Annotated in this window: 16 protein-coding genes and 1 tRNA gene; 10 read left to right on the top strand and 7 right to left on the bottom strand. The window is 68.8% G+C overall.

The window, feature by feature from the left end; genetic code table 11:
- Nucleotides 1-80: 80 nt before the first annotated feature.
- The gene (locus ACFV3E_RS16810) at nt 81-1,067 is read right to left on the bottom strand and encodes a sigma-70 family RNA polymerase sigma factor (protein ID WP_500535336.1); all 987 of its coding nucleotides are present in this window, start codon (nt 1,065-1,067) and stop codon (nt 81-83) included.
- Nucleotides 1,068-1,256: 189 nt separating this feature from the next.
- Here ACFV3E_RS16810 and ACFV3E_RS16805 point away from each other — a divergent pair, with 189 nt between their 5' ends.
- Entirely contained in the window at nt 1,257-1,784 is a 528-nt protein-coding gene (locus ACFV3E_RS16805) for a GNAT family N-acetyltransferase (protein ID WP_500535335.1), read from the top strand.
- A 12-nt stretch (nt 1,785-1,796) separates the two neighbouring features.
- On the opposite strand, the gene ACFV3E_RS16800 is transcribed toward ACFV3E_RS16805, so the two are convergent.
- Nucleotides 1,797-2,297, bottom strand: coding sequence for a MarR family winged helix-turn-helix transcriptional regulator (locus ACFV3E_RS16800; RefSeq protein WP_499512342.1), 501 nt, complete (start codon nt 2,295-2,297; stop codon nt 1,797-1,799).
- Nucleotides 2,298-2,399: 102 nt separating this feature from the next.
- On the opposite strand from ACFV3E_RS16800, the gene ACFV3E_RS16795 reads away from it, so the two are divergent.
- Nucleotides 2,400-3,047, top strand: a complete 648-nt coding sequence (locus ACFV3E_RS16795; RefSeq protein WP_500535334.1) for a GTP cyclohydrolase II — start codon at nt 2,400-2,402, stop codon at nt 3,045-3,047.
- A 9-nt stretch (nt 3,048-3,056) separates the two neighbouring features.
- Entirely contained in the window at nt 3,057-3,824 is a 768-nt protein-coding gene (locus ACFV3E_RS16790; protein ID WP_500535333.1) for a dioxygenase family protein, read from the top strand.
- 94 nt (nt 3,825-3,918) lie between these two features.
- Here ACFV3E_RS16790 and ACFV3E_RS16785 read toward each other — a convergent pair whose 3' ends face one another.
- From ACFV3E_RS16785 to ACFV3E_RS16775, 3 genes are all read right to left on the bottom strand, one after another.
- Entirely contained in the window at nt 3,919-5,430 is a 1,512-nt protein-coding gene (locus ACFV3E_RS16785) for an MFS transporter (protein ID WP_500535332.1), read from the bottom strand.
- 121 nt (nt 5,431-5,551) lie between these two features.
- The gene (locus tag ACFV3E_RS16780) at nt 5,552-6,181 is read right to left on the bottom strand and encodes a TetR/AcrR family transcriptional regulator (protein ID WP_500535331.1); all 630 of its coding nucleotides are present in this window, start codon (nt 6,179-6,181) and stop codon (nt 5,552-5,554) included.
- Nucleotides 6,182-6,431: 250 nt separating this feature from the next.
- Nucleotides 6,432-6,842 carry an organic hydroperoxide resistance protein gene (locus tag ACFV3E_RS16775; RefSeq protein WP_499512347.1) on the bottom strand — a complete coding sequence of 137 codons (411 nt, stop codon included), beginning with the start codon at nt 6,840-6,842 and terminating at the stop codon, nt 6,432-6,434.
- Between the two features lie 103 nt (nt 6,843-6,945).
- Between ACFV3E_RS16775 and ACFV3E_RS16770 the strand changes: the two genes are divergently transcribed.
- Together ACFV3E_RS16770 and ACFV3E_RS16765 are read left to right on the top strand one after the other, a co-directional pair.
- Nucleotides 6,946-7,428: a MarR family winged helix-turn-helix transcriptional regulator gene (locus ACFV3E_RS16770; protein ID WP_500535330.1), complete on the top strand. Its 483-nt coding sequence runs from the start codon at nt 6,946-6,948 to the stop codon at nt 7,426-7,428.
- Between the two features lie 90 nt (nt 7,429-7,518).
- Nucleotides 7,519-7,591 (top strand) — tRNA-Arg (locus tag ACFV3E_RS16765).
- Nucleotides 7,592-7,838: 247 nt separating this feature from the next.
- On the opposite strand, the gene ACFV3E_RS16760 is transcribed toward ACFV3E_RS16765, so the two are convergent.
- Nucleotides 7,839-8,105 carry a hypothetical protein gene (locus ACFV3E_RS16760; RefSeq protein ID WP_500535329.1) on the bottom strand — a complete coding sequence of 89 codons (267 nt, stop codon included), beginning with the start codon at nt 8,103-8,105 and terminating at the stop codon, nt 7,839-7,841.
- 70 nt (nt 8,106-8,175) lie between these two features.
- Between ACFV3E_RS16760 and ACFV3E_RS16755 the strand changes: the two genes are divergently transcribed.
- Both ACFV3E_RS16755 and ACFV3E_RS16750 read left to right on the top strand, forming a co-directional pair.
- Nucleotides 8,176-8,442, top strand: coding sequence for a hypothetical protein (locus ACFV3E_RS16755; RefSeq protein WP_500535328.1), 267 nt, complete (start codon nt 8,176-8,178; stop codon nt 8,440-8,442).
- 854 nt (nt 8,443-9,296) lie between these two features.
- Entirely contained in the window at nt 9,297-9,692 is a 396-nt protein-coding gene (locus ACFV3E_RS16750; protein ID WP_500535327.1) for a DUF6281 family protein, read from the top strand.
- 281 nt (nt 9,693-9,973) lie between these two features.
- Here ACFV3E_RS16750 and ACFV3E_RS16745 read toward each other — a convergent pair whose 3' ends face one another.
- Nucleotides 9,974-10,867 (bottom strand): LysR family transcriptional regulator, encoded by an 894-nt coding sequence (locus ACFV3E_RS16745; RefSeq protein WP_500535326.1) that lies wholly within the window; start codon nt 10,865-10,867, stop codon nt 9,974-9,976.
- A gap of 152 nt (nt 10,868-11,019) precedes the next feature.
- Here ACFV3E_RS16745 and ACFV3E_RS16740 point away from each other — a divergent pair, with 152 nt between their 5' ends.
- The 3 genes from ACFV3E_RS16740 to ACFV3E_RS16730 are packed head-to-tail and all read left to right on the top strand — an operon-like array spanning nt 11,020 to nt 12,751.
- On the top strand, nt 11,020-11,463 hold the full coding sequence (locus ACFV3E_RS16740) for a hypothetical protein (protein WP_500535325.1): 444 nt from the start codon (nt 11,020-11,022) through the stop codon (nt 11,461-11,463).
- Nucleotides 11,464-11,476: 13 nt separating this feature from the next.
- Complete coding sequence (locus tag ACFV3E_RS16735) at nt 11,477-11,632, top strand: hypothetical protein (RefSeq protein WP_500535324.1); 156 nt, start codon at nt 11,477-11,479, stop codon at nt 11,630-11,632.
- Nucleotides 11,633-11,680: 48 nt separating this feature from the next.
- Nucleotides 11,681-12,751, top strand: coding sequence for a zinc-dependent alcohol dehydrogenase family protein (locus ACFV3E_RS16730; RefSeq protein WP_500535323.1), 1,071 nt, complete (start codon nt 11,681-11,683; stop codon nt 12,749-12,751).
- The last annotated feature ends 37 nt before the right edge of the window (nt 12,752-12,788 follow it).

The following is a 12,788-nucleotide window of genomic DNA, read 5'->3' as shown; positions in this document are numbered from 1 at the left end:
GTCGAACCCCGGTACAGGGGGGTGGCACCGGGGCTCGAGTCTGTGGTGGCGCGGGCGCCTGCAGCGGCGCCCGCCTGACGTCAGGCCGCCTCGATGGACAGCCCGGTTGCGCGCGCCATGCGCTTGAGGTCCGCCAGCGCGTGCTTCTCGATCTGCCGGATCCGCTCACGCGTCAGCCCGTGCTGCTTGCCGACCTCGGTCAGCGTGCGCTCGCGGCCGTCCACGATCCCGTACCGCGCCCGGATGATGGACGCCGTCCGGTCGTCGAGCCGGTCGATCAGATCCTCCAGTTCCTCACGCCGCAGCATGACGAGTACGGAGTCCTCCGGCGAGGCCGCCGACGTGTCCTCGACGAGATCGCCGAACTGGGTCTCGCCCTCGTCATCAACCGACATGTTCAGGCTCACGGGGTCGCGCGCCCAGTCCAGGACGTCGGAGATCCGTTCCGGGGTGGAGCCGAGCTCGGCCGCGATCTCCGCGGGCTCCGGGTCGCGCCCGTGCTCGCGGTTGAACTCGCGCTGCACCCGGCGCACCCGTCCCAGCTCCTCCACCAGGTGGACGGGGAGCCGGATGGTGCGCGACTGGTCCGCGATGGACCGGGTGATCGCCTGACGGATCCACCACGTCGCGTACGTGGAGAACTTGAAGCCCTTGGTGTAGTCGAACTTCTCGACGGCGCGTACCAGGCCTGCGTTGCCCTCCTGGATGAGGTCGAGCAGCGGCAGGCCGCTGCGCGGATAGCGTCGCGCGACGGCGACGACCAGGCGCAGGTTGGAACGGATGAAGACGTCCTTGGCCCGCGCACCCGCGGCGGCTATCGTCTCCAGTTCCTCTCGGCCGGCGTCCGCTCCCTGACCCAGCTCCTCGCCCGCGAGGAGCTGCTCGGCGTAGACGCCGGCCTCGATCGCCCTGGAAAGCTCGACTTCCTGCGCGGCGTCGAGCAGCGGCGTGCGCGCGATCTCGTCGAGGTACATGCCGACGAGGTCGCGGTCGGCCATCTCGCCGTGGCCTGCGCGAGCGCTGCTGTTCCCGCCGGTGGTGCTGCGGGCGACGGCACGGGTTGCCATGCGTGCTCCCTTGCGAAGGTTCGGTCGGGTGTCGGATCGAGTGAGCTGCCCCTCCAGCAGCTTCACGCGTGCCTTTCGGCTGCCCACTCGAAAAGAGATAACGACTGGAATCCGGACACAATTCCCAAGCGCCGCCCCGTTTTTTACGATCTTGCAGTACCCTGTCCGGCCACAGCCGGAGGTGGATCATTGCCCGAGTCCGTCGAAGTGCAGGTCAGGCCGGGTGGGGAAGAGGACCTGCAGGCCCTCACCGACCTCTACAACCACTACGTCCGTGAGACACCGGTCACATTCGACCTGGAGCCCTTCTCCCCGGAACAGCGCCGCCCTTGGCTGCTCTCCCACCCGGAAGACGGACCGCACCGCCTTTTGGTTGCCCACGGGACGGAACAGGACGGCACGAACGGCCTGCTCGGATACGCCACGAGCAGCCCGTTCCGCCCGAAGGCCGCGTACTCCACCTCCGTGGAGACCTCCGTGTACTGCGCCCCGGAGGCCGCGGGCCGCGGCGTCGGCACCCTGCTCTACACGGCGCTCTTCGAGGCCCTGCGGGGCGAGGACCTGCACCGCGCGTACGCCGGGATCGCACAGCCCAACGAGGCGTCCGTCCGCCTGCACACCCGTTTCGGCTTCCGCCCGCTGGGCGTCTACCGCGAGGTCGGCCGGAAGTTCGGCCGCTACTGGGACGTCGCCTGGTACGAGAAGGACCTGACCTGAACCGGCGCGCGCTCAGCGCAGCCAGGGAAGGTCCACCGCTCCGTTCTGCGGCTGCAGCCCCTCGGCGATGACCCGGCAGATCTCGCCGAGCTGGCGCACCTGCTCCTCCGAGAGCCGGTCGAAGATCGCCCCGCGCACCGCCTCCACGTGGCCGGGAGCGGCCGCGGCGAGCGCGGCGAAGCCCTCGTCGGTGAGGACCGCGAGCTGGCCCCGCCGGTCGGAGGGGCAGTTCTCGCGACGGACCCAGCCGTTCTCCTCCAGGCGGGAGATGGCGTGGGAGAGCCGGCTGCGCGTAATCTTCGAGCGTTCGGCCAGCTCCGTCATGCGCATCCGGCGGTCGGGGGTCTCCGAGAGCCACACCAGCAGCGAGTAGTACGCGTGGGGCATCCGCGCGTCGCGCTGGAGCTGCCGGTCGAGTGCGTCCGAGATCAACTGGGTGGACGCCATGTACGCGCGCCAGGCGCGCTGCTCCTCCTCGCTCAACCAACGGGGTTCGGGGGCTCTCGTCGTCATCCTCCCACTCTACGAATTCGACCTTGAACTTTCAAGCAATCGCCGGTACGTTCCCCCTTGCCAGCTTGAAACTTCAAGGAACTCTTCAGGCGAGGGAGCCGTATGACGACCCCGACCGCACCGGACGCAGCCCCCGCCCCATCGCGCGCGGCCATCCGCACCCGGGTGCGGATCCCCCTGCGCTTCCCCGACGGATGGACGACCCCGGCCGACGTCTTCACCTTCACCGGCCTCACCGACGGCAAGGAGCACATCGCGCTCGGCCTCGGCCCTCACGAGGGCGCGACGTCCCCGCTGGTCCGCCCGCACTCCGAGTGCCTGACGGGCGACGTCTTCGGCTCCGCGCGCTGCGACTGCGGCCCCCAGCTGCGCGAGGCCGTGCAGCGCATCGCCGAGACCGGCGGCTACCTGCTCTACCTGCGCCAGGAAGGCCGCGGCATCGGCCTGTACGCCAAGCTCGACGCGTACGCCCTCCAGGACGAGGGCCTGGACACCTACGCCGCCAACCGCGCCCTCGGGCGCCTGGACGACGAGCGCGACTACACCGCCGCCGCCCAGATGCTCGGCGCCCTCGGCGTCGACGCCGTCCGCCTGCTCAGCAACAACCCCGACAAGGCGGCGCAGCTGTGCGCGCTGGGCGTCGCGATCACCGAGCGGGTGCCGACCGGGGTCCACCTGTCCGAGGACAACGTGCGCTACCTGCGCGCCAAGGCCGAGCACACCCACCACACCCTCGACCTCCCGGCCTGAGGAGGCCCCATGCGCATGCCCGCCCTCTACCTCTCGCACGGCGCCCCGCCGCTCGCCGACGACCCGGTGTGGCCCGGCGAACTGGCCGACTGGTCCGCCGGGCTCCCCCGCCCCACGGCGGTCCTCATGGTCTCCGCGCACTGGGAGGAGGCCCCGCTCGCCCTGGGCGCCACCACCACGGTCCCGCTCGTGTACGACTTCTGGGGCTTCCCCCGCCACTACTACGAGGTGCGGTACGCGGCCCCGGGCGCGCCCGCGCTGGCCGACTCCGTGCGCAAGCTGCTGCGCGGCGCGGGCACTCCCGTCCAGGACGTCCCGGACCGGGGCCTGGACCACGGGGCGTACGTCCCGCTCGTGGAGATGTACCCGGACGCCGACGTCCCCGTGCTGCAGGTCTCGATGCCCACCCTCGACCCGCAGGAGCTCATGGACATCGGGCGCAGGCTCGCCCCGCTGCGCGACGAGGGCGTGCTGATCGTCGGCAGCGGCTTCTTCACCCACAACCTGGCCGCGCTGCGGCACGCCGGCGCAGTGCCGGGCTGGTCGGCGGAGTTCGACGACTGGGGGCACCGCGCGCTGGACGGGCAGGACGTGGACGCCCTGCTGGACTTCGAGCACAAGTCCCCCGCCGGGCGGCTCGCCCACCCCAGGACCGAGCACTTCGCGCCGCTCTTCGTCACGATGGGCGCGGCCGGGGACGACCTCGGCGCCCAGCGCAGCGTCATCGACGGCTTCTGGATGGGCCTGGCCAAACGGTCCGTGCAGTTCGGCCGGTAGTCTCCGCAACGCGAAGGGCCCCGCTTCCTCCCATGAAGCGGGGCCCTTCGCCGTACTCGCCGTCTCCGGCGCGCCGTCGTCGTCGACGCGTCCGTCAGTGGGCGATCACCGGGACGGCGACCTCCTCGGCCCCCTCGGCGTCCTTGGTGCCGGACGCCGCCACCACACCGCCGCCACCGCTGGTGGTGATGAAGGTGAAGGCGATGATCGCGGACAGGGCCAGGATGCCGACCGCCCACCAGATGGCGGTGGAGTAGCCGTGCACGGCCGCGGCGTTGACGAAGCCCTGCTTGCCGAGCGTACGGGCCTCGGCAGCGTGTGCGGCGACCCACGTGGTGGTGGCGCTGGCCGCGATGGTGTTCAGCAGCGCCGTGCCGATGGCACCGCCGACCTGCTGCGAGGTGTTGACCATGGCGGAGGCGACACCCGCGTCACGCGGCTCGACACCGTGCGTGGCCAGGCTCATGGCCGGCATGAAGGCCGTACCCATGCCGAGGCCGAGCAGGATCTCGGCCGGCAGGACCAGGCCCGCGTACGAGCTGTCGACCGACAGCTGGGTCAGCAGCAGCATGCCCAGACCCGCGACCAGGAAGCCCGGGGTCATCAGCAGGCGCGGACGGACGCGGGTCATCAGACGCGCGCCGATCTGCGTGGAACCGGCGATCATGCCCGCGATCATCGGGAGGAAGGCGAAGCCGGTCTTCAGCGCGGAGTAGCCCTGGACGACCTGCAGGTAGTAGGTGAGGAAGAGGAACAGGCCGAACATCGCGATGATGGCCAGGCCCAGCGAGAGGTAGACACCACCGCGGTTGCGGTCGGTCACCACGCGCAGCGGCAGCAGCGGGGCCTTCACACGGGCCTCGACGACCACGAACGTGACCAGCAGCACGACCGAGGCCACGAACAGGCCGATCGTGGTGCCCTCGCTCCAGCCGTGGGTCTCGGCGCGGGTGAAGCCGTAGACCAGGGCGACCAGACCGGTGGTGGCCAGCACGACGCCGGGGATGTCCAGGCCGCTGCTGTTGCGGCTGCCGGCGGGCTCGTGGACGAAGCGCATGGCACCGAACGCGGCGACGGCGGCGAAGGGGATGTTGACGAAGAACGTCCAGCGCCAGTCCAGGTACTCGGTGAGCACACCACCGAGGATCAGGCCGACGGCACCGCCACCGCCGGCGATGGCGCCGTAGATGCCGAACGCCTTGGCGCGCTCCTTGGCCTCGGTGAACATCACCGCGAGGAGCGACAGGGCGGCCGGCGCGAGCAGCGCGCCGAAGGCACCCTGCAGCGCGCGGGCGCCGAAGAGCACCCCCTCGTTGGCCGCGGCGCCGCCGATCGCGGAGGCCGCGGCGAAGCCGATCAGGCCGGTGACGAAGGTGCGGCGGCGGCCCCACAGGTCGGCGATGCGTCCGCCGAAGAGCAGCAGGCCGCCGAAGACCAGCGCGTAGGCCGTGATGACCCACTGCTTGTTGGCGTCGGAGATGCCCAGGTCGGTCTGGGCGGAGGGCAGGGCGATGTTCACGATGGTGCCGTCGAGGACGACCATCAGCTGGGCTATCGCGATGAAGGCCAGCGCCTTCCAGCGCTGGGCGTGTGCCAAATCAGGCATGGATGAACTCACTAACGGTACGAAGAGATGACGACATTGAAGACGAAGAGGACATACGGTACGTAACAGAAATGTTGTGGGCGAGTGAATTACGCGGGGGCGCCCGTTCGGCAGGCGGAGCTCAGCGACATTGCCGAAGGTCCTCGAAAGTGGCGGAGTCACCCGGGAGTTCGGAGCGCGCCGGCGCCTCCAGGCCGTCCACGAACAACTGCAGATGACGGCGGATGAAGCGCTCCATGCTGCCGCAGTGCTTCCCGGGCAGCGGCCGCGTCAGCTGGCTGACGGCCACCATCACGTCGCCGACGTCGATGTCGGCGCGGAGCCGTCCGGACCGCCGCCCGGCGGCCATCAGCTCCTCGATCGCGTGCTCCAAGCGTATGCGGCTCTCCTCGAGCCGCGGGTCCCCCTTGCCGAATCCTGTGGAGAGCATCGGGCACAGCGCGCCCACGCGCTCGTCGGCCGCCTCGTGCACGAAGCGGCGCAGCGCGTCGAAGGCGTCCGGCTCCTGCGCCAGTGCCTCCTCGGCCCGCTGGGTGATCCTGTCCGTCACCGACAGGGCCACCTGGAGCGCGAGCTCCTGGCGGTCGGCGAAGTGCCGGTAGACGGTGGCGTTGCCCACACCCGCCCGCTTGGCTATCTCGTCGAGCGGGGCGTCGGTACCGTGCTCGAGGAGCACCTCGCGGGCGGCGACGATGATCCGCTCGCGGTTGCGCGTGGCGTCCGCGCGGAGCTTCGCGGCGACGACTGCCATGACGGGCACTCCTCTCTGTCTCTCGGTGGCGCTCGGTTCCGGGGAGCGAGTCCCCGTTTGTGCGACGTAGGTGTAAACGGGGAGCCGTTCCCCGGATATTTCAGGGCCGCTTGTGAGCTGAGTCACAATCAACGCGGGCGACTCCGGCAGCGCTTGAGGGGCCTCCCGGACCGGCCCCGCACGCACGGGAAGGGCCCCGGACGCTACCGCGCGCCCGGGGCCCTTCCGCTCCTGCCGATGCCTGCTCCGGTTACTCCACGACGAGCTCGACCGGGATGTTGCCCCGGGTCGCCTTGGAGTAGGGGCAGACCTGGTGGGCCTGCTCGATCAGGGTGCGGCCGGTCTCGTTCTCCAGCTCCGACGGCAGCTCGGCGCGGAGCACGACGGCCAGACCGAAGCTCGTGTCGTCCTTGCCGATGGTCACCTCGGCGGTCACGGAGATCTCGCTGGTGTCCACCTTCGCCTGCCGCCCGACCAGGGCGAGGGCGCTGGCGAAGCACGCGGCGTAACCGGCGGCGAAGAGCTGCTCGGGGTTGGTGCCCTGTCCGTTGCCGCCGAGCGCCGGCGGCATGGCCAGCGCCAGGTCGAGCTGGCCGTCGGAGCTGACGGCGCGCCCGTCGCGGCCGTTGGCGGTGGCGACAGCGGTGTACAGCGCGTCCATGGAACGTCCTCTTTCGATCGGTTGCGATCCCGTTGACGACAAGTAGAGCACACAACTGAGTTGTGCACAACTAAAACGTGGACGGTCGGGCTACCCTGGACCCATGACCGCCACCGCGCCCGCCCGTGCCGGGGACCACCTCCGGCTCGAGAACCAGATCTGCTTCTCCCTGCACGCCGCCTCGCGCGCCTTCGGCGGCGTCTACCGCGTCGTGCTCAAGGACCTCGGCCTCACCTACCCCCAGTACCTGGTGATGCTCGTGCTCTGGGAACACGGCGCCCTGCCGGTCAAGAAGATCGGCGAGCACCTGCGCCTCGACTCCGGCACCCTCTCCCCTCTCCTCAAGCGCCTCGAGGCCACCGGCCTCGTACGCCGCGAGCGCTCCACCGACGACGAGCGCTCCGTCACCGTCCACCTCACCGACGCCGGCACCGCGCTGCACGCCAAGGCCCTCCAGATCCCGCGCCGCATCTCCGCCGCCACCGGCCTCGCCCTGGAGGAGATCAACGACCTCCGCGCCCGCGTCGACCGCCTCACCGCCGCCCTCACCGCCGCCGACCTCGACGACGGCCCACCCTGCGGCTGACGCCCCTCGCGCAGCGCCACACACCCCCGGCACCCGGCGCAATCGCCGGCACACCCCTGACCCTCATCCGCTAGGCTGTCCCACGCCTCCGCCTCAGTAGCTCAGGGGATAGAGCACCGCTCTCCTAAAGCGGGTGTCGCAGGTTCGAATCCTGCCTGGGGCACAAGGGAAAAGGCCCCGGACCGATCAAGGTCCGGGGCCTTTGACATCCACTTTCAACGTCACCGGCGACGGTCAGCCGTGGTCGGCAGGCCGGGTCTGCCCGAGTCGCCGCAAGCTTGCGGTCCCCCGGTCCCTCGCCCCGAGACAACTCCAGGCCAAAGCCGCGACACCGAACTCGCGGTACGGTGCAGGAGTGACCCGGCACCCGAACAGCTGACAGTTGTTCAGTCGGCTTTCCAGCGGGGGCGTCAAGTAGCCAGTTCGTGGATCCCTTCCACGATGGACACCAAGACAGCAATTAGTCCGAGTGCCGCAAACACAGCGCCGACAAGCGTGCTGACTGCACGCCGGTTGCGGCCATGCATCCCAGTGGCCAGGCCATGGAAGTCGACCACGAGAGCCAGCCCGAAAAGCACGAAACAGAGCCCCGTAGCGAATGGTTCGAGAAGCCTCCACCCCGTGATCGGCTCGCCCGTACCCGTACGAATCGCAGCGATGTTGATCCACTCGCTCACGTGACGAGTGTAGGTGGTGCCTTGCTGAGCCCACCAGGGTCTGCGCGACGGCAGTCAGACCCTCGGCTACTTGCTCCTGCATCAGTCTTCGAACGGCGAGGTCTGGGTGGCCTGGCGCAAACGCGGGAAGAGCGGTACTGACCAGCCGATCATTCTTCAGGAGCCGGTGGCCGCACGTCGGGAGCGCCAGCAGCAGAATGCCGCCCAGGCCCGAATGGGGTTCACCGCGGCTGTGGATCTCGGCACCGAGTCCTACTGGCTGCGCCCCCACGACACCGCCCTGCTCCAGTTCCTCATCGGGAACGGCGCGTCAGTTACTTCTGAAGTCTCCATGTGACGCCGACAATGGCTCCGCGGCTGTCAGGGGCGGTTCAGGCGATCGCGCAAGGGCCGACCAAGCCGCGGCACATTCGCGGATCGGAACCTGGGCGAAAGGCCATCGTTCGTCTCTGGTCAGCGCATACGCCGGAAAGCGCAACGGCCCCCGCAGCCGTGTCTGATCGGCGATGGCTGACATCCACGGCTGACATCAACGTCGTCGGACGCACTGGACGATCTCCCGGGACGAGATCACCAGCAACGTCGTCCGCGCGGTTCACGAGCTGCTCCAGAAGCGTTCATCGTCAGCTCCAAGGGGCTGAGCTTGCATGGCAAGGAGACCCCGAACTGCGCCCGAAGAGGTCGCAGAGCGCATGTCCGGAGTCTTCGCGGTCCGACTCCTGGACGCTCTGGACGGTTCCGGCCCACAGGTGTGCAGCCACGACGGCAAGCGCCTGGCCTCACCTGAGTGAAGATCAATCACGGCCAGAGAATGAGCCGACGAGACGGCACCCATGGCGTACAAGCCCGTCGCCCTGAGGCCGAATTCATCGACTAACGGCCCACAACGAAGGCATGTCACCGTCCTCGGCGTCGCACCCACCAAGGTCGACGCCTCTGATTCATCCTGACCGACGCATGTCCCCCAGCGCCATGGACAGCCCAACAGCTCCAACTGACAGCCGAGTCAGGACACAGACGATCACCCGGGGGCGCGGCAAGGGAACCTGATGCGGGGTGCCGACGTCGAAGTTCGGAACACGAGAGCCTCACCACGTGCACGGTCTCACTTCCGTGCTGAGCGATGGCGGGGTCACTCGGCAAAGAGGAGGTACTCCGCCTCTTTGCCGCATCTACTGAGGGGGGACACGCATGAGCTGGACCGGGCGATCCGCTGGCTTGCTGGTGGCGACGGCCATGGTGATGTCAGTAGCCGCGTGCACGGCAGACAGCAATGGCGGTGGGGAGGAATCGGCTTCCTGCGCCAATCAGTACACCTTCCAGGACCGGTCGTATCGAGACGTGGCGAACGTGAAATTCACACTCGGGAAGAAGCTCGGCTCCGCCACCCAACCACCCTGCGAAGACACCGGCGGCCAGGACAAGGGCGAAGAGCCCGTTACGACGGATACTGCCTACGAAGTGGACGGCATCTCTCCCGAGGTCGCCATCGCCATTGGGGACACACCGAAGACAGCGACGTTCTTCGCCGTTTACTCCGGCTCAGAGCTCCCGCCCGAGGTACAGAAACTGATCGACGGCTCCTGATCTGAAACGCGGGGCTCGGTGTGGTCCCAAAACCGACGCCACACCGAACCCCGCCCAGGTCACCGGCCCCGTCCCGAACCGGTCCCGTGTCCGACCGGCGCAACCCCACCGGCCCACCGCGGCGCAGTGCGCGATGCAGATACACGGCAGGGAGGGGGAGTTCGGCTTCCGGGGCCCTGGCGCGTCATCCTTCGCCGAGTGGCTGTGGCAACCCAACGGCCGTCGCGGCGCCCTGGGGTGGGCGGGAGAGATCGAGCACGAGGCGCAAGTCGGGGCGGCGCTCACCCTCGCCAGATGAGGAATTCGTGCGCTATCGCGACCAGGGCACGTGCTGCGGCACTGGGCGTGCGTTCGGACGGGGCGGCCAGGGAAAACGGCCAGTCCAGGTTGGCGTCGTCGATGGTCAGCGTGGCGACGTCCTCCGCCTTGGCGAGGGCGGGCCGTGGCAGTAGCGCCACGCCCAGGCCGTTGCGGACGTAGGCGACACCGGTGGGGAGGTCGGTGATCTCGAGGGCGACGCGACGGGTCACGGAGGCGGCGGCGAAGGCCTGATCGGCGACGGTCCGGATGCCGTAGCTCACGGGGAAGTCGACGAAGTCCAGGCCGGCCAGTTCGGTGATCGGCACGGTGCGGCGTTCCGCGAGCGGATGGTCGGCCGGCACGACGAGGTCGAGTACCGAGGTGACGAGGTCGGTCAGCGTGATGCCGGTCGGGTGCGGTCCGGGCAGGGAGACGAAGGCGAGGTCGAGCCGCCGTTCGAGGAGGGCGTCGATCAGACCTTGGGAGCCGGATGCGGCGGCGCTGGTCTGCAGGAGCACGCCGGGATGACGCCGGTGGAATTCGCCGAGGAGCGCGGGAAGGTCGATGAGGCCCACCGTGGTCATCGTGCCCAGCCGCAGGGTGCCGCGCAGTCCTCCGCGGACCTCGGCCACCGCGTCCACGGCCTCCCGGGCGGCGTTGAGAGCGGCATGGGCGCGCGGGAGCAGGGCGGCACCGGCATCGGTGAGCAGCACGCGTTTGGAGGTGCGTTCCAGCAGCGGCGTGCCGAGTTCTCGCTCGAGGTTCTTGATCGTGGTCGAGACCGCGGACTGGACGACGTGCAGCCGTGCGGCGGCACGGGTGAAGTTCGCTTCCTCGGCGACGGTGACGAAGTGCTCGAGTTGGCGCAGTTCCACACTCCCAATATCCCACAGAGAGCCCCGGGTATCTCTGAGCGAGATGGCTGCGGTCTCCGACTTTCGTTGGACAGCGACCATTGCTTCCGGCGACTCTGTTCATCAGAGGAAGTGCTCGAAATAGGAGACGGCTCACCACGGGAGGTTTGGAGATGGCTTACAAGACGCCCCCGACATATCTGGGCAGCGGCGACCCGGTGCGGCAGCGCAAGGATTATTATCCTCCTTGGCTGGACAATCTCGCCGATGACGTGACGCTGGAGGCCGGGGTCTTCAACGGGACCGTCCACGGAGCCAAGGACGTTCTCGCGATACTTTCCTACGCGCGCACTCTGTACGAATTCCAGGACTTCATCTACATCGGTAAGTACGGAGAGAACGGCTTCGTCGAGGACTACGCGGCAACGGTGGACGGTAGGCCCATCGCCAATATCGCCGTCGTCTACATGAACGACGAGGGGAAGACGCAGCATCTTGTGATGAACCACCGTCCGCTGCCGATGCTCCGGTACTTCTCCCGGAAGCTGGGCGAGCACTTCGCCGGAACGGAGTACGCGAAGTACTGCGCCGACCCGTCGGATGCCGAGCGCGACTGAACCCGGTCGCACCATGGAGAATGAACACCGTCTGCTGTTCACCGTGCACGACGGACTGATCGCCGAGGCCCGGCTGTACGCGGACACCGCGAAGGGGCGTGAATCGATCGACGGCCTGCGGGTGTACCCGTCGGGGCAGAAATTTACCGGGACACGATATGCCCGGTAATTCCTGCCCCCCGTCAAGCGATGCCACCCTCGACCGAAGGAGAATCCCATGCCACGATCCATGCGCGCGCTCGTAGCCGGAATGGTTGGCGAGCCGACCGATGTCCTGCGGCTGGAATCCCGGCCTGTTCCCACGCCTGGAGCCGGTCAGGCGTTGATCCGCGTGAAGGCGACTCCGATTCACGCCAGCGATCTGCACGTGCTGCGTGGCCGCTACGGTTTCTCACCCGAGTTTCCCACTGTCGGGGGTCACATGGAATGCGTGGGCCGTATTGAGGCCCTGGGCCCGGATGCCGCGGGGCTGAAGATCGGCGAGCGCGTGGTGACCGTTGCGGTCCCGGCGGTACCCGGGCCTCCCGTGGCCGGCACCTGGCAGGAATACCTTGTCGCCGATACGCGAAGGCTCCTGCCGGTCCCCGACCGGCTGAGCGACTCCGACGCCTGTCAACTCGCCGTCAACCCGCTGACCGCGCTGCTGCTGGTGACCCGCGAACTCGACGTACAGCCGGGGGAATGGCTGTTGCAGACGGCCGCGGGCTCCACCGTCGGCCGGCTCGTCATTCAGCTGGCAGGGCATCTGGGCATGCGCACGATCAATGTCGTGCGGCGGCGCGATGCGGTTGAGGAGATCAAGGCGCTCGGCGGCGACGAGGTCATCTGCACGGAGGACGAGGACCTGGTGCGCCGGGTGGCCGAGATCGCGGGGCCGGATGGCGTGCGCAAGGCCATCGACTGTGTCGCGGGCCATGTGGGTGCCCAGGTGTCCCAGGCCTTGGCTCCCGGAGGAGAGGTCGTGGTCTACGGCGCGCTCTCCACCCATCGGCAGACCGACCCGGCAGCGCTGACGATCCCGCTGTCGGCGCGTTCGGTCATCTACGAGACCAAAGCGGTCCGCGGCTTCTGGCTGAACCGCTGGTTCGGCAGTGCCTCACCTGAGGACGCGCTGCGCGCGCTGTCCCAGGTTCGCGATCTCGTCGCTGATGACGTGCTGAGCATCCCCGAAGGCCGGCCGTTCCCCCTTGAGCGTTTCGCTGAAGCGATCTCGCTCGCCGAAACGCCCGCACGTGGTGCCAAGCCGCTCTTCGTCTTCGAAGACGGCCGGGAGCAGCACGACGGGTAGGACGCCTTTGACCACGACTGGTCGGCAGCTCCTGACG

The organism is Streptomyces sp. NPDC059718 (assembly GCF_042733315.1).
In the GTDB taxonomy this organism is placed as follows: Bacteria; Actinomycetota; Actinomycetes; order Streptomycetales; family Streptomycetaceae; genus Actinacidiphila.
This window is presented reverse-complemented; position numbering and strand designations above follow the sequence as displayed.